Genomic DNA, 17,492 nt, shown 5'->3' with positions numbered 1-17,492 from the left:
TGGTGTACCGGTTAGACCGCCAGGTCTATGGCCGGGTAGCCAAGTCTGGAAGGGATAAACGCTGAAGGCATCTAAGCGTGAAGCCCCCCTTAAGATGAGAACTCCCATTCGAAAGAAGTAAGACCCCTTAAAGACGATAAGGTTGATAGGGCAGAGGTGGAAGTGCCGTAAGGCATGGAGCTGACTGTTACTAATCGGTCGAGGGTTTGACCTGAAGCATAAGTTGGAACGGAAGAAGGGAATCCGGAGACGGATTCCCGGGGAAGAGTTTGTGTGTTCAGTTTTGAAGGTATGTACCTTCTTATAGATTCCTCCTTAGCTCAGTCGGTAGAGCGCATGACTGTTAATCATGATGTCGGCGGTTCGAGTCCACCAGGGGGAGCTTACCTTTGTTAAAGGGTAATGATTGGTTTCTATGGCCCGGTGGTCAAGCGGTCAAGACATCGCCCTTTCACGGCGGTAACACGAGTTCAATTCTCGTCCGGGTCATCCTAATATTATATGGCGTGGTAGCCAAGTGGTAAGGCAATGGTCTGCAACACCAGTATGCGCCGGTTCAAATCCGGCCCACGCCTCTTCAGGAATCCAGTATAACTGGGTTCCTTTTTTACTGTATAAGCTCTTCGAAAACGCAGACAGGATCGTCACGCGCGAAGCGTGTGTAAGAGACTATATGCGTTTTCGAAGGCAACAGGTATGAGCACGAAGTGACGCGTAAGCGGCACGGAAGTGCGAATGCCTGTAGGATTGCGGGAGTGCGAAGCACGGAGCAATCCGTAGCTTATACAGTGTGTGGCACGACTTATCGAATGGACGTTACTGTATTAGTCACGGAAGCTGCGAAGCAGCGAAGTGACACGGTGACTTATACAGTGTGTGGCACGATGTATCAGTATGGCTGTTTACTGTATAAAGCCGTCGTCAAGCGGGCAGTTTTTGGGCATGCGAAGCGTGTGTAAGAGACTGTATGCGATTTTGCATGCAACAGGTGTAAACTATATAATCGAAAACATCTATTTTTATAGGGGTTTATTATCATGTTTTCCAAATTCAGGGACCATTTCTACCAGTCTGATCGTATCAACTGGAACAACCTGACCTTTACCAGAGCCGAGCTCTGGAAGCTGCTGTATCCGTTGATGCTTGAGCAGCTTCTGACCTCCTTCATGGGTATGGCAGATACCATGATGGTTACAAGAGCCGGAAGTGAAGCAATTTCTGCAGTCTCTCTGGTCGATTCCATCAACATCCTGGTTATCCAGATTCTTTCCGCAATGGCTGCCGGAGGAACGATCATCTGTTCACAGTATATCGGACATAAGGATTTCAAGAAGTGTAATGCCGCTGCAAGACAAGTGGTACTCACGGTATTAATGATCTCCATCCCTTTGGCACTCCTTTGTCTGATTCTCCGAAGACCACTCCTCCGACTTGTATTCGGTTCGGTTGATCCTGCGGTCATGAAAAATGGTGTGACGTATTTCTTCTACACATCGATTTCCTTCCCCTTCCTTGCGCTCTTTGAATCAGGAGCGGCATTTTACCGTGCGGGTGGAAACAGCCGTTTTCCAATGACACTGTCCGTAATTTCCAACTGTCTGAATATATTCGGTAATGCGGTTCTGATCTTCGGGTTCGATATGGGAGTCGCCGGAGCTGCGATCTCTACCTTGTTGTCCCGCATTTTCAGCGCTGTTGTGATTTTCTGCTTCCTCAGAAAACCCAGACAGCCGATTGTCATCGATCATTATCTGCGTATACGCCCAGATTTTCGGATGATCCAAAAAGTTCTGTCGATCGGTGTTCCTTCCGGAATTGAAAACGGAATGTTTCAGTTTGGCAAACTGGCAATCCAGTCCAGCGTATCGACCCTTGGAACAATTAATATTGCAGCGAATGCAATGATGATCATCCTTGAAAACCTGAACGGCATCGGTGGCATAGGAATCGGTATCGGTCTGATGACCGTTGTTGGTCAGTGTATTGGTGCAGGACGTGTAGAAGAGGCAAAGTATTACATTGTAAAGATAAGCATGATCGCTGAAGTTGTCGTGCTCGTCTCCTGCGCTATTGTTTTTGTGATTGCAAAACCTGTGATGTGGCTTGCCGGTATGGATCCGGAAGCTGCTGATATCTGCTTTAACATGCTGATCTATGTGTCTATTGTAAAGCCAATTGTCTGGATACCGGCGTTTATTCCTGCTTACGGTATGCGATCTGCCGGAGACGTGAAATTTTCCATGATCGCGTCCAGCATAACCATGTGGTGCTGCAGGGTTCTTGTGACCACAGTGTTGATTCGTGTGTTCGGTTTTGGACCGATCGCTGTATGGATCGGTATGTCACTTGACTGGCTGGTGCGTGGGATTGTATATTCTCTGCGTTATCGTTCCGGTAAGTGGCTGAATCACACGGTTATTTCGTAAAATTACATATTATTTACGCGAACAGTGAGCCGCAGCCGAATGCGAAGTATTCGTGTGCGGCGATCGTCGCGATAGCGAGATAAAACTCGCGCAGCGTGTTTTTATCTCGTTTGATGTACTGGGGACATAATAATGAAGTTGCTCACATATCATGGATTTGAGCTGCTTTCTTATTATCAATAGATAAAGATCAGGAGGAAAAAGAATGTCAGACAGAAAAATTCTGGAGGGAATCGAACCTGCGGAGGTTTTTCGCTATTTTGAGGAGATTTCGGCGATACCGAGACCTTCCGGAAAGGAAAAGAAAATCAGTGATTATCTGATTCAATTTGCCCGGGCACACGGTTTTGAGCATTATCAGGACGCCTTGAACAATGTAATTATCATAAGAGAAGCATCAGAGGGATATGAAAATCAGGAGCCTATCATTCTTCAGGGCCATATGGATATGGTTTGTGAAAAAAATCCGGGTGTGACGAAGGATATGTCGAACGAGGGGCTTGATCTTGACGTCAAGGGTGATTTTATCTCCGCAAAAGGGACGACTCTCGGCGGTGATGACGGAATTGCGGTTGCGTACATTCTGGCCATTCTGGACTCCGCGACACTGAGACATCCGAGACTGGAGTGTGTGATTACCGTTGGTGAGGAGGTAGGGATGGATGGCGCGAAGTTCATCGATTGTTCCCCATTAAAGGGCCATCTCCTTTTAAACCTTGATTCTGAAAAAGAAGGTGTTGTTCTGGCCGGTTGTGCCGGCGGCGCGTCCGAAAAGGTGATTCTTCCAATCACCCGGAAACCATTTAATGGACAGAGAGTGGAGCTTCACGTATCCGGTCTCACAGGCGGCCATTCGGGTACGGAAATACACAAGGGACGGGCAAATGCAATGCTTCTCTTGTTCCGTACAATTATGGAAGCATCCCGTGAGACAGGAGTACGCTTGATTTCTATAAGCGCAGGTACAAAGGACAATGCGATTCCGAGAGAAGCAGCTGCAACGGTTGTGGTTGAGGATTTTTCAAAATTCCTGCATTCCGTTCAGATCAGCGAAAAAAATATTCAGAGGGAGTACCGGGCGGTTGACCCTGGTCTTCAGATGACGGCAAAAGAGGAATCCGCCATCCCGGAATCCGGAGCGGATGAAGATCCACTGACTATGGAAGACACCCGCAGAGTTATCGCTCTGGCAAATTCGCTTCCTTCCGGAGTCCAGCGTATGAGCGATGAAGTAGATGGACTCACAGAAACTTCCCTGAACTGGGGCATTACAAGCCTGACAGACGGAGAATTCTCTATGTGCGCTTCTGTACGGAGCTCCGTGGCATCGGCACTCGCCGCTCTGGTTCAGAAAATCAACTGGATCGCGTCAGCATACGGTGCCGAGACGGTGGAGAACGGTGCCTATCCGCCGTGGGAATGGGTCGAGCACTCTAAGCTGCGCACGCGGATGTCGAAGATATATCGTGAGATGTTCGGGAAGGAACTCGTCATAAAGGCAATACATGCCGGTGTGGAGTGCGGTCTGCTTGCCGGGAAGATTCACGGCCTGGATGCAGTTTCCATGGGACCGGATATCTTCAATATTCACACCCCGCAGGAACGGCTGTCGATTTCCTCTGCCAGGAGAATGTATGATTACATCCTCAGGATACTGGAATATAAAAATGCATAGAGATGTACTGAGAATCATTCCTCCAGAGCTTTTTGTGCATCCGCCAGCTGTTCTTCAAGATCACTGATTTCCAGCTCAAGCATCGGACGCGCTTCCTCTGCCTGTGTAATCCTTCGAAGCTGCTCCAGTATAGAATCGTCATCCGGCTTCAGAAAGCCTGACAGAAAAGCCTTCGGATACAGGAAGGCTTTTTCTGTATCCGAAAAACGAACCGTCATACGTCCGTTAACACACGAAGAAACAGTGCCGGTGCCGAAGGCACGGTGTACTACCGAAATTCCGTCTACTGCCGGAAGCTGCAGAGAGAGCAGATCTTCCAGATGTGCTTTCTTCACAGAGAGTTCCCGGCGGATCTCATCGATGCGTCCAGCAAGCTCTCTGGCCCGTTTCGCTCTTTCCATCCATTCGTCTGTAAAGGAGGACCGGATGCGCAGATGCGAATAGAAGTCATTCCGGTATGCACAGTCGAGAATATCATATGCCAGAAAATGGAGGTTATTGCTGAATTCTGCGGGGAAATCCGCCATACGGTTCTGATGGAGCTTCAGAATTTCAGGATAATTCCATACCTCCTCCAGAAGGTTATCGCACATTTTGTAGTAACCCTTAAGGGAAAAATGATTGCCATACATGAAATAATCCCCGAATTCCGTCGCCTGAGCGAAAAGATCAGCAGCTTCTTTTTTATAGAAATAATTATCAGAAGGAGAAAATGCTGTGAGAAGATTCAAAACAGAGACTGAGGTCTGCTCAAATTCAGTTTTCCCCTCAAATCGCCGGCCGATCCGGGCGTTGATGTCGTTCCGAAAATCAAGGATACGGGAAGCGCGCAGTTCCAGATCACCGTGATCCTCCGTATAGAAGAGTCGGATCAGCTGTTCTCTGACAAATGATGTTTCTTCCGGGATCTCGGCAAGTGCGGCAATACCCTCGAGAGAGCGGTACATCGGAGTATCAAGAAAGGTCCTGATTCCTGATGTTGACGCCCGGAGCATTGCCGGAAAATCTGCATCATCCGGATTCCAGTTTTTTTTGAAATCGGAAAGGCCTTTCCGCAGAGAATCAGTGCCGGAAATTTCGCCTGCTGCTGCACTGTCAAAGCAAAGTCTGTACTGGGTGAAAATCAGATCTGAATTTTTTGTGTTCATTGTATACTCCTGTATGATTGTACATTTGCGTTGCCTTAAATACTGCGCAGAAAGATTGTGCATTTGCGCTGCCTTAAATACTGCGCAGAAAACTTCAAAAGTATAACACATAAACACGTGCAATTATATCCTTGCGGAAGAAGAAAAACTGTGCTACAATTGGAAAGCTGTTTAGAAAGCATGCGCGGAAATTTTCGGGGTGGTGCCTCCTGTGAGGTTCCCCGGTAAGTTGAACCGTGCAGAAGTTTAAAACCAAAAGGAGAGAAATACTATGAGCGTAATTTCAATGAAGCAGTTACTCGAAGCCGGTGTACATTTCGGACACCTCACAAGAAGATGGAACCCCAAGATGGCTCCCTACATCTACACAGAGCGCAATGGCATCTATATCATTGACCTTCAGAAGTCTGTAGGAATGGTAGATGAGGCTTACAAGGCTGTTGCGGACATCATCGCTGACGGCGGCAGAATTCTCTTTGTGGGAACAAAGAAGCAGGCACAGGATACCATCAAGACTGAGGCTGAGCGCTGCGGTGAGTTCTATGTCAATGAGAGATGGCTCGGCGGAATGCTGACGAACTTCAAGACCATCCAGACACGTATTGCCCGCCTGAATGAGATTGACAAGATGGAAGAGGACGGGACCTTTGATGTTCTTCCGAAGAAGGAAGTCATGGGTCTGAAGAAAGAGCAGGAGAAGCTCGTTAAGAACATCGGCGGCATCAGAGAGATGAAGAAGATCCCGGATGCTATCTTTGTTGTAGATCCGAAGAAGGAGCACATCTGTGTTGAAGAGGCTCACGCACTGGGAATCACTCTGATCGGCATCTGCGATACCAACTGTGATCCGGAAGACCTCGACTATGTAATCCCGGGAAATGACGATGCGATTCGTGCCGTTAAGCTTCTGGTTTCCAAGATGGCAGATGCTGTCATCGAAGCAAAGCAGGGAATGGCACAGGAATCCGGCGATGAGGCTGCAGAGGAAGCTGCTGCGGAAGCCGCAGAGGCAGAATAATTAATCATACAACCTACAGGAGGAATTCGAAATGGCTATTAAAGCTTCTCAGGTTAAAGAGTTAAGAGAAATGACCGGTGCCGGAATGATGGACTGCAAGAAGGCCCTGACGAACACCGACGGAGATATGGATAAGGCAGTTGAATGGCTTCGTGAGAACGGTATGGCAAAGGCACAGAAGAAGTCCGGACGTATCGCCGCAGAAGGTATTGTTATGTTCAAGGCTGCTGATGATGGCAAAAAGGCCGCTATCGTTGAGGTAAATTCCGAGACAGACTTTGCTGCCAAGAACGAGAAGTTCCGTTCCTATGTGGCACAGGTTGCAGATCAGGCACTGACAACAACCGCTGCAGATATCGACGCATTCCTGGCAGAGCCCTGGAAGTTCGACACAAGCAAGACCGTTAAGGAAGAGCTTGACGCAGAGATCGCCGTTATCTCCGAGAATATGCATATCCGTCGTTTCGCACAGGTTGAGGAGCCGAACGGATTTGTAGCAACCTACAATCATGCGGATGGAAAGATCGGCGTTCTGGTTGATGTTGAGACAGATGTCGTAAATGACGCAATCAAAGAGATGGCAAAGAATGTTGCCATGCAGATCGCTGCCATGAGACCGCAGTACACAAGCAACGCTGAGGTTCCGGCAGACTACATCGCGCATGAGACAGAGATTCTTCGCGCTGCAATCATGAACGATCCCAAGGAATCCCAGAAGCCTGAGAAAGTGATCGAGGGAATCGTAAAGGGCCGTGTCAACAAGGAACTGAAGGAGATCGTTCTTCTTGATCAGGTATACGTAAAGGCTGAGGACGGCAAGCAGTCTGTTGAGAAATATGTTCAGCAGGTAGCAAAAGAGAACAATGCCAAAGTTACCATCAAGGGCTTTACTCGTTTCGAGACCGGAGAAGGACTTGAGAAGAAGAACGAGGATTTCGCCGCTGAGGTAGCTGCTCAGGTTGCAGGAAAGTAATTCCGGTGGATCTGAATTGTGCCGGAGTTATCCGCGCACCTCTTCCTGATCTCTTATAAATCGAGAAAATTTAAAAGCATTACAAAACAGACAAGCTTCGGAAGCACAGTCACACAAAGAATTTAACGTGACAGAGCCTCCGGAGCTTTTCTAATTTCTATTTGAAGGAACAGTTCTCCGGCGATATACTGTTATAGACAGACAGGATGTGCTACGCAAGTGGAGCATACAAAAAGTAAATACCCGCATCTGACAGAGGCGGGAACGGAAAGGTATAAAACGATGGCATACAATACTTCAAAAGAATTACGAAATGATGTGATTTATTCCGTTTTTGTAAGAAACTACAGCGAAGAAGGTACCTTTGACGCGGTTCGTCGGGACCTTCCCAGGATCAAGGCATTGGGAACAGATATCATCTGGCTGATGCCGATTCATCCGTGTGGCGTGAAAAACCGGAAGGGCAGTCTGGGGTCTCCGTACGCGATCCGGGATTACCGCGCGGTAAATCCTGAATTTGGAACAGCAGAGGATTTTCGACATCTTGTGGATGCAATCCACGACCATGGCATGAAATGCATCATAGACGTCGTATACAATCATACTTCACCCGACAGTGTTCTCGCGAAGGAGCACCCGGAATATTTCTATCACAAACCGGATGGAAGCTTTGGCAACCGGATCGGAGACTGGTGGGATGTCATTGACCTGGATTACAGCTGCCATGATCTGTGGAAGTATCAGATTGACACATTGAAAATGTGGGCAGGGGAATACCGGGTCGACGGATTCCGTTGTGACGTCGCTCCGCTTGTTCCGGTTGCGTTCTGGAAAGCGGCTAGAGAAGCTGTGGAGGAGGTACATCCGGGATGTATCTGGCTGGCAGAAACTGTGGAACCTGAGTTTATCTCGTTTAACCGCTCACACGGCATTCCCTGCGCGTCGGATTCGGAAATCTTTCAGGCATTCGATATCAGCTATGCATATGACATTCACGGAATCTTCTACGATTATCTGACTGGCTCAAAGAAGCTGAAAGAGTACGCGGATGCTGTCAACCTTCAGGAGTGTATCTATCCCGACAATTACGACAAACTGAGATTCCTTGAGAATCATGACCAGCTCAGGGCTGCTTACATGATTCGTGACGAGAAGGCGCTCCGCAACTGGACAGCGTTTCAGTATTTTCAGAAGGGAACTGTTCTGATTTATAATGGACAGGAAAGATGTGCGGACCACACACCGGGACTGTTTGACAGAGATAATATTTCCTGGAAAGGAGAAGATATCACGCCTCTGCTTCAGAAGCTTTTCCAAATCCGAAAAGAAAATTTTGCGGCAGACTGCAGTATCCATCTGCAGGCGGAGGACAGGGACATTCTGATCGGAATCCGCACGGAGAACGCGGACAGAACAGCGGGGGATACCGGTAAGAGAGCTGTCGGAATCTTTTCGCTCCGGGGAGAGACAGGGCTTCTTTCCGTAAAGCCCTATGAGATACCAGACGGCATCTATACAAACCTGATTGACGGCACAGAAGTAGAAGTGAGCATGGGGCGGATATCGGTCAGCGGTGAGCCCTTGATCATTCTTGTGTAAGTCCAGTCGCAATATTCCCGGCTTACGGTGCCTGCTCACCAGTGGGCAAGTTCATTAGCGGCACGGAAGCTGCCTGCAGCTTCCGCATCGCGGAAACTTATCCATTGCGGCGGTCCGCCTGAACGATGCAAAGAGGTAAGCGGCTTAGGGAATGCAGTGTGTAATCTGAGAGACAGTGTGTCGTTCCGATACGGAGGTGATATGGTATGGAACTTACGAAGTATATCGGCTGCTCCAGAGCGGCAAGGAAGCTAGATAAGGCAGATCTTGTTCTGAAAAATGCGAAAATAGTCAATGTATTTACCGACCGTGTGGAGGAAGGAAATGTCGCAATTACAAACGGCATGATTGTCGGAATCGGAGATTATCACGGTGTGCGCGAAATTGATCTGGAGGGCCAGTATCTTACCTCGGGATTTATTGACGCGCATCTTCACCTGGAGTCGACACTCGTAAATCCGCAGGTGCTGATTGCCAAGGCAACGGCACACGGAACCACTACCTTTATCGTTGATCCTCACGAGGTGGCAAACGTGGCAGGGACAGCCGGAATCGATTATCTCCTGTCCCAGACGGAGAACTGTCCCGCACACGTCTACGTGATGATCGCCTCCTGCGTCCCGTCCACACCGATTGATGACAACGGTTGTACCCTGACTGCGGATCAGATGGCTCCTTATCTGAAAAACCGCCGTGTTCTTGGTCTTGGCGAGGTGATGGACTGCATGTCTGTCATCAATGGGGATCCGGAGATGAACCGTAAGCTGGAGCTGTTTGACGGCAAAGTGAAGGATGGCCACGCTCCGAATTTGTCGGATGAGGAGCTTGCCGCCTATGTCATGGCCGGTGTGACCACTGATCACGAGGGCACCACTTATGAATACGTCATGAAGGAACGCTCCATGGGCATGACCTGTCATATCCGGGAGGGGAGCGCCGCAAGGAATCTGGAAATGATAGTAAAGGGCATTGTAGAGAACAATACAAATACCGAGGGCTTTTGTTTCTGCACGGACGACAAACACATCGAAGATATTGCTCGGGAGGGCGACATCGATCACAACGTCCGCAAGGCTGTCAGTATGGGCATCAGTCCAATCGCCGCTGTCAAGATGGCGACAATACAGCCGGCGCGATGCTACGGGCTGAGAAGAACCGGAGCTGTTGCGCCCGGGTATGACGCAGACCTTGTGGTATGGGATTCCATCAAGGACTTCAATGCCCGGATGGTCTTCTACAAGGGAAACTTGATCAGAGGAGAGCAGAGAATAAAGCCTGCGCCGTGTCCACCAGAGCTGATGGATACCATCCACCTCGGAAAGATCGATCCGGAAAAGCTGAAAATACGCCTGGACGGGCATCCTTTCCCGGTGATCCGCATGATCCCGGGACAGATTCTCACTGAGCGAAAGGACCTGCTCCTTCCCGGGAAGGAGTATTTTGAGGCAAACGGCGATCTGGACAAGATCGCGGTTTTTGAGCGGCACAAGGCAACCGGAAAAACCGGCGTCGGTGTGGTACAGAATTTTGGACTGCGGGAAGGCGCAATCGCATCCTCAGTGTCTCACGACAGCCACAATATCATCGTCATCGGAGACAATGACCGGGATATCCTTCTTGCGGTAAAGGAACTTGAACGAACGCACGGCGGCTATACGATCATCCGGAACGGTGAGGTCTGTGACACCCTTGAGCTTCCGATCATGGGACTGATTTCCGACAGGAGCTACAGCTATGTCAATCAGAAGCTTCGAAAGATGATCCGTCAGGCACACCGGATGGGCGTTCCCGAGGATATGGATCCCTTCATTACACTCTCTTTCATGGCGCTCCCGGTTATTCCGGAGATCCGCTGTACGCCGAGAGGCATCTACAGCGTCACGGGCGGTGAATTTCTCCGCAGGGCATGAAAAAATTCCGTCGTTACTAAAGTATCTAAATTTTTCAAAAACACTTGACGGAAAGACCTGCGGATGATAGCATTCTGTTTTACAGAAGCATAGAGGGAGTAATCAAAATAGCCCGTCAACAAGCGCGTCTGTCCATGCGGCAGAATGGTTGGCTATACCTCGGGATTCGTTCAGGTGATGAGACTTTATGCAGATGGAGAGACAGAACGTTGTGTTCTGCCTTTCCGTCTGCGTAAAGTCTCTTTTACTGTATAAGCTCTTCGAAAACGCAGACAGGCCGCCTGTCGCGAAGCGCGCGTAAGAGACTGTATGCGATTTCGAAGGCAACAGGTATGAGCGTGAAGCCGTGTGAAACACGGCGAAAACGCGAATATGCGTGGGCAGTGAGCCACATCCGCTCACACAAAGTGTGAAGCGGTGGGGCGAACGCCGCGACAGACCGACGAAGTCGGTCACCTGTAGGATTGCGAGAGTGCGAAGCACGGAGCAATCCGTAGCTTATACAGTGTGTGGCACAATGTATCGAAAACGCAAACAGGATCGTCGCACGCGAAGCGCGTAAGAGACTGTATGCGATTTCGAAGGCAACAGGTATAAGCACGAACAGCGTGACAATTGACGGAACAGAACAGAAGAAAGGAAGGTGCAGCTATGGCGGACTGGTATCAGAAGAATTCAGAAGAATCCCTTCAGGAGCTTCATTCCAGTAAGGAAGGGCTCACAGATGATGAGGTCAGAAAACGTCAGGAACAGTATGGGTTCAATGAACTGAAGGAAAAAAAGAAGGAATCAGTATTGCAGGTTTTCCTGGGACAGTTCAAGGACCTGATGGTGATTATCCTGATTATCGCCGCGACAATTTCCATGCTGACCGGCGATGTGGAGAGTACACTGGTTATTTTTGCCGTTCTTGTGCTGAATGCGGTTCTGGGGACAGTTCAGCATGTAAAAGCGGAAAAATCTCTCGAGGCGTTGAAGGCACTGTCCTCGCCCACCGCAAAGGTAATTCGTAATGGGACGCGCGTAGAAGTCGAATCCAGACAGGTTGTGCCGGGCGATATCCTTGTGGCGGAGGCTGGTGATCTGATCGTCGCGGATGGACGGATCCTGGAGAACTATTCCCTTCAGGTCAATGAGAGCTCTTTGACCGGAGAATCTCTTAATGTGGACAAGAGTGATGCTGTGCTCAATGGCGATCTGCCGCTTGCGGACCGGAAGAACATGGTCTATTCCGGCTCCCTTGTCACCTATGGGCGCGCCGTGGTTCTGGTGACGGAAACGGGAATGCAGACGGAAATCGGCAGGATTGCCACACTGATGAACCAGACCGGTGAGAAAAAAACCCCCCTTCAGAAAAATCTGGATGATTTTTCAAAGAAACTCGCGACAGGGATTCTGATTATTTCGGCGGTAATTTTTGTACTGGGAATCGTGCGGGGCATGGAGCTTCTGAATTCTCTCCTGTTCGCCGTTGCGCTTGCGGTTGCAGCAATTCCCGAGGCACTCAGTTCCATCGTTACGATCGTGCAGGCTATGGGAACGCAAAAAATGGCACGGGAACATGCGGTCATCAAGAAACTATCCGCAGTGGAATCTCTGGGCTGCGTATCGGTTATCTGCTCGGACAAAACCGGTACTCTGACGCAGAACAAGATGACGGTGCAGCAGATTTATGCCGGCGGCAGAGTATTCGGGCCGGAGGAGTTTGATATGCATCAGCAGACACATCGTTATCTTCTCTACGACTCCGTTCTCACCAACGATGCGACATTATCAAACGGAAAGGGAGTCGGAGATCCGACAGAATACGCGCTTCTGGAGATGTATGGCAAGGTCAAGGGCCTGATGCAGAAGGAAGAGGATCTGACGCTTTCTTACGAGGACCTTCGCACCATGCTGCGAAGGATTGAGGAGGTGCCCTTTGATTCCGACCGGAAGCTGATGAGTACAAAGCACCGGATCCACGGAGTTTCCACAATCTTCACCAAGGGCGCTGTAGATGTGTTGCTTGACCGCTGTGACAGCATTCGGATCAGCGATGAGGAAATCAGGCCGATTACTGAGGAAGACCGTAAGAATATCACAGAGCAGAACCGGAAGTTCTCTGAAAACGGTCTCCGTGTTCTGGCGTTTGCGTACCGGGAGTCTGAAGAGGAGCTTTCACCGGAGACAGAGTATCACTTCACCTTCCTCGGACTGATTTCGGAGATGGATCCACCGAGAGAGGAGTCCGTTCAGGCCGTTCAGCATGCAAAAGAGGCAGGAATCCGGACCGTAATGATCACTGGAGATCATAAGATCACAGCGACCGCGATTGCGAAGCAGATTGGCATCTTTCAGGAGGGTGATCTTGCGGTAACCGGCATGGAGCTGGATGATATGTCGGATGAAGAACTCAACGGAAAAATCGAGAAAATATCAGTCTACGCCAGAGTATCTCCGGAGAATAAAATCCGGATCGTGGATGCTTGGCAGAAAAAGGGAAAAATCGTTTCCATGACCGGCGACGGTGTAAACGACGCGCCTGCTCTGAAGAAGGCGGATATCGGAGTCGCGATGGGCATCACGGGAACGGAAGTCTCTAAGGATGCGGCGTCCATGATTCTGGAAGATGACAATTTCGCAACGATAATCAAGGCAGTTGCGAACGGGCGGACCATCTACACAAATATCCGTAACGCCGTTCTCTATCTGCTGTCCGGCAATCTTTCGGCAATTATCACCGTTCTGGTTACCTCGCTTCTGGCGCTTCCGATTCCGTTCCAGCCGGTACAGCTTCTGTTCATTAATCTGGTGACAGATTCACTTCCGGCGCTGGCGATCGGAATGGAGCCCGGCTCAGACGATGTTTTGAAGAAGAAGCCCAGAGACCCGAAGGCTGGAATCATGGACCGCAACTTTGCGCTGCGGATGATTTTTCAGGGAGGATTGATTTCCGTGGCTGTTATCATCGCCTATCATATCGGCCTTGGAGAATCCCCTGCCATGGCATGCTCGCTCGCGTTTCTGACGCTGACCTGCTCACGGCTGCTTCACGGCTTCAACTGCCGCGGAGAAAAAAGCCTGCTCCGCCTGGGATTCCGAAAAAATCCCTACAGCCTAGGTGCATTCCTGCTCGGACTGGTTCTGGTGATCCTTGTTTCCGTCACCCCTGTGGGCAGAAGCCTGTTCTCGGTATCAGCCCTGAACAGCATACATATTCTGACCATCGGCGTTCTGGCGCTGATACCGACGGCAATCATTCAGATTGTCCGAATCATACAAAGAAAGTGAGGAATCGCAGTGAGCAGCAGATGTACAGAATATTTCAGAGATGATCCGATTCTGATGGAATACCATGACAGGGAATGGTGCAGAATCAGGCATGATGACCGCTTTGAATTCGAAATGCTCTGCCTCGAGGGCGCCAGCGTCGGATTATCCTGGAAGACGATCATTCACAGAAGGGCCTTCTATCAGAGGGCCTTCCACAACTTTGAGATAGACGCCTGCGCAGCAATGTCCGATGCTGAACTGGAAGGCCTTATGACTGATGAGGGACTGATCCGGAACCGGAGCAAGATTTTCAGTGTGCGCCGGAATGCTGCCGCGGTTCAGAAGATCCGGGATGAATTCGGCTCCTTTGACGCGTATCTGTGGAGCTTTACGGATGGCAGACCGCGGGACGGGCACTGGAAGACACCGGAGGAGATCCCCGCGGTCTCCGGACTTTCCCGGGAGATGAGCCGGGACATGAAGAAGCGGGGACTTTCCTATGTAGGACCTGTCATTACCTATTCTTTTCTTCAGGCTGTCGGAATCGTAAACGATCACCTGGAAGACTGTGAGGTCAGAAAACAGCCATAAATGTTCAGGACAGCTGTCCGGCTCTGCGGAGAATCCTTTTGAAATGCTCCCGGTCATAAATAACCGGAACCGGATACAGAGGATTGGCTTCCTGAACCGCCCACGCGGCCATCTGGTCCAGGTCAGCTTCGGAGATTCCCTCGATGTGATCCGGAATGCCAAACGTCCGGTTCATGTCGCGGATTTTCTGAATAAAGACAGCGGCACATTCGCTGTCCGTGCCTGCTGCGATATGAGCTGCTCTGGCGAGATCTGCGAGAGGCCGTTCTACTTTTTTTCCGTAATCCTCGAGAACGATGGGCAGAAGGACCGCGTTGGCGAGCCCGTGCGGAACATGATACAGGCCGCCGATGGTGTGCGCCGCCGCGTGTACGTTCCCCACACAGGCGGTGGTGAAAGCCAGTCCGGCCTTGAAAGAGGCAAAAAGCATTTCCTGACGTGCCTTCAGATTGTCCGGTTTTTTAAATGCCTCAGGAAGATAACGAAAAATCGCTCTGACAGCTTCCCGACATTGTCCGGGTGTCTCCCGACGGTGATAAGGCCGGTTGAGGTATGCCTCAACCGCATGCGTCAGAGCGTCCATTCCCGTTGTGGCGGTCAGAAACGGCGGAAGAGAAACAGTCAGAACCGGATCGAGAATTGCATAGTCCGGACAGAGGACAAAATCGTTGATCGAATACTTATGATGTGTCTCCGCGTCGGTTATAACGGCGGCGACTGTGCATTCGGAACCGGTGCCTGCAGTCGTCGGTACCGCAAGGAAGAGAGGCGTCTTCCTGCGAACCTTCAGAGTTCCGCCCATCTCCTGCAGCGACCTGTCCGGTCTGGCAATCCGGGCAGAAGCTGCCTTCGCCGCGTCCATATTTGAGCCGCCGCCAATTGCCACAAAGCAGTCACACCGCTCCTGTGTATACATGGCAGCGATCTTTTCAACTGTTTTCGTATCCGGATCCGGACGGACATCGGAGAAGAGCGAATATTCCTTCAGCTTTTTACACGCGTTTACGAAAAAATCGCTTTTTACAATTCTCGGCCCCGTGACAATCATCGGGTGTGATTTTCCTTCTTTTTCCAGAATTTCATCGATACGATTCAATGCATGGGCTCCGGAAACCACCTCAGGGCCTTTTACCGGCAAAACCCGGATCCCAAGTCCGAATACACTCTGATAGAGTCTGTCGTATATCTGATCTAATCTAACATTCATAATAGATATCCTTTCCGAAATCCGGCGGCATACATCTGGTGCGGATTTTCCTGACGGACAGATCCTGTCCGGTATGCTTCAGGGTTACTTTTTCATTATACCCCTGTTATACTGCGCACGGGGCACCATTATATTGGAAAGGCCATCGATACAAACGCGAGAGCACAGAAGAACGCTGGTAGAGATGACCCCTGAGCCCCGCAGCAAAACGAGATAAAACACGCTGCGCGAGTTTTATCTCGCTATCGCGACGCTCGCCGCACACGAATACTACGCATTCGGCTGCGGCTCACTGTTCGCGTAAAAAAATCCTCCCTCACAGATCCTGATATGGAAATCAGGCTCTGGTGGGAGGAATTTTTGCCGCCGGCTGAAATGGCCGGCGTCTGTCCCGCTGTCGTGATCAGTCCGGTGCAGCTTTACACGCATCAGGAAAAGCGTTTCCGATCCGTTCTCTGTCCTGGTCAGTCATATGCAAAAAACAGTCGGGGACAAGGTGTCGCCTTTTATATCCCGATCATGCTTCCACGGAGACAAGCTCGATCTTGAAATTGAGCTCCTTTCCAGCCATCTCATGGTTGGCATCGAAAGTAATTGTCCTGTCATCCTTTGCAGTGACGACAACCGGAAACGGCTGTCCCATAGCGTTTGAGAGGTATACATGGTCGCCTGTCTTCAGACCGGCGGCACCCTCCATCTGGCTGATCTCTACCGTGAAAATCGCTCTTGGATCGCGTTCGCCGTAAGCTTCGTCCGGAGTGAGATGAATATTTACAATATCTCCGACATTCATATCTACGACCGCCTTGTCAAAGCCAGGGATCATCATGCCCGTTCCACAGACAAACTCCAGCGGTTCTCCCCGGTCGTACGATGAGTCAAAGACCGTCCCGTTGTTGAAGGTGCCTTCGTAATGCGTCTTCACTGTCTTTCCGGCGTTTTTACCCTCCAGGATCACCTTCATTTCATGACAGCCGCCTCCACAGCATCCACCGCAGCCTTCTTCCTCCTCGCCGCCGCAGCAGCCGCCGGCGCATCCGTCTTCATTGTCACCACAGCATCCGTCTTCGCTGTCTCCGCAGCATCCGCCGTGACTTTCGGATCCATGGTGATGCTCACAATTCACTCCCGCTGAAGAAAGCTTTCCGGCGAGAAATGCCTGAACCGCCTCATCCGTATCACCCTGTGCGCCGGAGACAATCTGCAGCCCCGCGGACTGGAGAGCCGACTGGGCGCCGCCGCCGATTCCGCCGCAGATAACCGTATCTGCGCCAAGGTCTGCAAGCAGTCCTGCGAGCGCCTCATGTCCGATTCCGCCGGCTCCAATCACCTCGCTCGACACGATCCGTCCGTCCTCAACGGTATAAATCTTGAAATTCTCTGTTCTTCCAAAATGCTGGAAGATATTTCCGTTATCATAAGTAACTGCAATTTTCATAAATAAAATCCTTTCGTTTGTTGCAGGCGGAAGCCCACTCGCTTCAGGCTGTGGGCAGCTGACAAAACATTTTCATCAGCTGCTGGCTCTGAAATCTTTGGTTTTTCCGACCGATTCAACCGTGTTTCACGGGTTATCTCACTGTCACAACTTCTGCGCAATAAAGACAGTATACGAAATAATAAGAAGAAAAGCAACATCCTCAGCATTTCCCGCTGCAAGGTCCGGAAGCTGCGTAGCAGATGTCAGAGT

11 protein-coding genes, 3 tRNA genes and 1 rRNA gene are annotated in these 17,492 nt (G+C 50.2%); 12 read left to right on the top strand and 3 right to left on the bottom strand.

The window, feature by feature from the left end; genetic code table 11:
- From ACTNDI_RS02310 to ACTNDI_RS02285, 6 genes are all read left to right on the top strand, one after another.
- Positions 1 to 214: ribosomal RNA gene (locus ACTNDI_RS02310) — 23S ribosomal RNA — on the top strand; the annotation flags it as partial.
- Positions 215 to 309: 95 nt separating this feature from the next.
- Positions 310 to 382 (top strand) — tRNA-Asn (locus ACTNDI_RS02305).
- A 35-nt stretch (positions 383 to 417) separates the two neighbouring features.
- Positions 418 to 489: transfer RNA gene (locus ACTNDI_RS02300), tRNA-Glu, on the top strand.
- A gap of 14 nt (positions 490 to 503) precedes the next feature.
- Positions 504 to 575, top strand: a tRNA-Cys gene (locus ACTNDI_RS02295).
- A gap of 462 nt (positions 576 to 1,037) precedes the next feature.
- Entirely contained in the window at positions 1,038 to 2,426 is a 1,389-nt protein-coding gene (locus tag ACTNDI_RS02290; protein WP_441099140.1) for an MATE family efflux transporter, read from the top strand.
- Positions 2,427 to 2,631: 205 nt separating this feature from the next.
- On the top strand, positions 2,632 to 4,101 hold the full coding sequence (locus tag ACTNDI_RS02285) for an aminoacyl-histidine dipeptidase (protein ID WP_441099139.1): 1,470 nt from the start codon (positions 2,632 to 2,634) through the stop codon (positions 4,099 to 4,101).
- Positions 4,102 to 4,115: 14 nt separating this feature from the next.
- Here ACTNDI_RS02285 and ACTNDI_RS02280 read toward each other — a convergent pair whose 3' ends face one another.
- Positions 4,116 to 5,249 (bottom strand): hypothetical protein, encoded by a 1,134-nt coding sequence (locus tag ACTNDI_RS02280; RefSeq protein WP_441099138.1) that lies wholly within the window; start codon positions 5,247 to 5,249, stop codon positions 4,116 to 4,118.
- Between the two features lie 271 nt (positions 5,250 to 5,520).
- On the opposite strand from ACTNDI_RS02280, the gene rpsB reads away from it, so the two are divergent.
- The 6 genes from rpsB to ACTNDI_RS02250 all read left to right on the top strand — a co-directional run bounded on the left by rpsB (position 5,521) and on the right by ACTNDI_RS02250 (position 14,595).
- Positions 5,521 to 6,267, top strand: coding sequence for a 30S ribosomal protein S2 (gene rpsB, locus ACTNDI_RS02275; RefSeq protein WP_441099137.1), 747 nt, complete (start codon positions 5,521 to 5,523; stop codon positions 6,265 to 6,267).
- Positions 6,268 to 6,298: 31 nt separating this feature from the next.
- Positions 6,299 to 7,240, top strand: a complete 942-nt coding sequence (gene tsf / locus ACTNDI_RS02270) for a translation elongation factor Ts (RefSeq protein ID WP_441099136.1) — start codon at positions 6,299 to 6,301, stop codon at positions 7,238 to 7,240.
- 282 nt (positions 7,241 to 7,522) lie between these two features.
- Positions 7,523 to 8,839 (top strand): alpha-amylase family glycosyl hydrolase, encoded by a 1,317-nt coding sequence (locus tag ACTNDI_RS02265; RefSeq protein ID WP_441099135.1) that lies wholly within the window; start codon positions 7,523 to 7,525, stop codon positions 8,837 to 8,839.
- A 206-nt stretch (positions 8,840 to 9,045) separates the two neighbouring features.
- The gene (gene ade / locus ACTNDI_RS02260; RefSeq protein ID WP_441099134.1) at positions 9,046 to 10,749 is read left to right on the top strand and encodes an adenine deaminase; all 1,704 of its coding nucleotides are present in this window, start codon (positions 9,046 to 9,048) and stop codon (positions 10,747 to 10,749) included.
- Positions 10,750 to 11,400: 651 nt separating this feature from the next.
- Entirely contained in the window at positions 11,401 to 14,022 is a 2,622-nt protein-coding gene (locus ACTNDI_RS02255) for a cation-translocating P-type ATPase (RefSeq protein WP_441099133.1), read from the top strand.
- Positions 14,023 to 14,031: 9 nt separating this feature from the next.
- Positions 14,032 to 14,595, top strand: a complete 564-nt coding sequence (locus ACTNDI_RS02250; protein WP_441099132.1) for a DNA-3-methyladenine glycosylase I — start codon at positions 14,032 to 14,034, stop codon at positions 14,593 to 14,595.
- A gap of 4 nt (positions 14,596 to 14,599) precedes the next feature.
- Here ACTNDI_RS02250 and ACTNDI_RS02245 read toward each other — a convergent pair whose 3' ends face one another.
- Both ACTNDI_RS02245 and ACTNDI_RS02240 read right to left on the bottom strand, forming a co-directional pair.
- Positions 14,600 to 15,802: an iron-containing alcohol dehydrogenase gene (locus ACTNDI_RS02245; RefSeq protein WP_441099131.1), complete on the bottom strand. Its 1,203-nt coding sequence runs from the start codon at positions 15,800 to 15,802 to the stop codon at positions 14,600 to 14,602.
- Between the two features lie 517 nt (positions 15,803 to 16,319).
- Positions 16,320 to 17,240 (bottom strand): FKBP-type peptidyl-prolyl cis-trans isomerase, encoded by a 921-nt coding sequence (locus ACTNDI_RS02240; RefSeq protein ID WP_441099130.1) that lies wholly within the window; start codon positions 17,238 to 17,240, stop codon positions 16,320 to 16,322.
- Between the last annotated feature and the right edge of the window lie 252 nt (positions 17,241 to 17,492).

The organism is Bilifractor sp. HCP3S3_D3, from assembly GCF_052063915.1.
In the GTDB taxonomy this organism is placed as follows: domain Bacteria; phylum Bacillota; class Clostridia; order Lachnospirales; family Lachnospiraceae; genus Bilifractor.
The sequence above is the reverse complement of the archived record's forward strand: the minus strand, read 5'-3'. Positions and strand labels throughout refer to the sequence as shown.

Bases quoted from the DNA above. Each gene is read 5' to 3' on its own strand.
- ACTNDI_RS02285 (WP_441099139.1), top strand. From the start codon at position 2,632: ATGTCAGACAGAAAAATTCTGGAGGGAATCGAACCTGCGGAGGTTTTT.
- ACTNDI_RS02265 (WP_441099135.1), top strand. From the start codon at position 7,523: ATGGCATACAATACTTCAAAAGAATTACGAAATGATGTGATTTATTCC.
- ACTNDI_RS02240 (WP_441099130.1), bottom strand. From the start codon at position 17,240: ATGAAAATTGCAGTTACTTATGATAACGGAAATATCTTCCAGCATTTT.
- ACTNDI_RS02280 (WP_441099138.1), bottom strand. From the start codon at position 5,249: ATGAACACAAAAAATTCAGATCTGATTTTCACCCAGTACAGACTTTGC.
- ACTNDI_RS02290 (WP_441099140.1), top strand. From the start codon at position 1,038: ATGTTTTCCAAATTCAGGGACCATTTCTACCAGTCTGATCGTATCAAC.
- ade (WP_441099134.1), top strand. From the start codon at position 9,046: ATGGAACTTACGAAGTATATCGGCTGCTCCAGAGCGGCAAGGAAGCTA.
- ACTNDI_RS02245 (WP_441099131.1), bottom strand. From the start codon at position 15,802: ATGAATGTTAGATTAGATCAGATATACGACAGACTCTATCAGAGTGTA.
- tsf (WP_441099136.1), top strand. From the start codon at position 6,299: ATGGCTATTAAAGCTTCTCAGGTTAAAGAGTTAAGAGAAATGACCGGT.
- ACTNDI_RS02255 (WP_441099133.1), top strand. From the start codon at position 11,401: ATGGCGGACTGGTATCAGAAGAATTCAGAAGAATCCCTTCAGGAGCTT.
- rpsB (WP_441099137.1), top strand. From the start codon at position 5,521: ATGAGCGTAATTTCAATGAAGCAGTTACTCGAAGCCGGTGTACATTTC.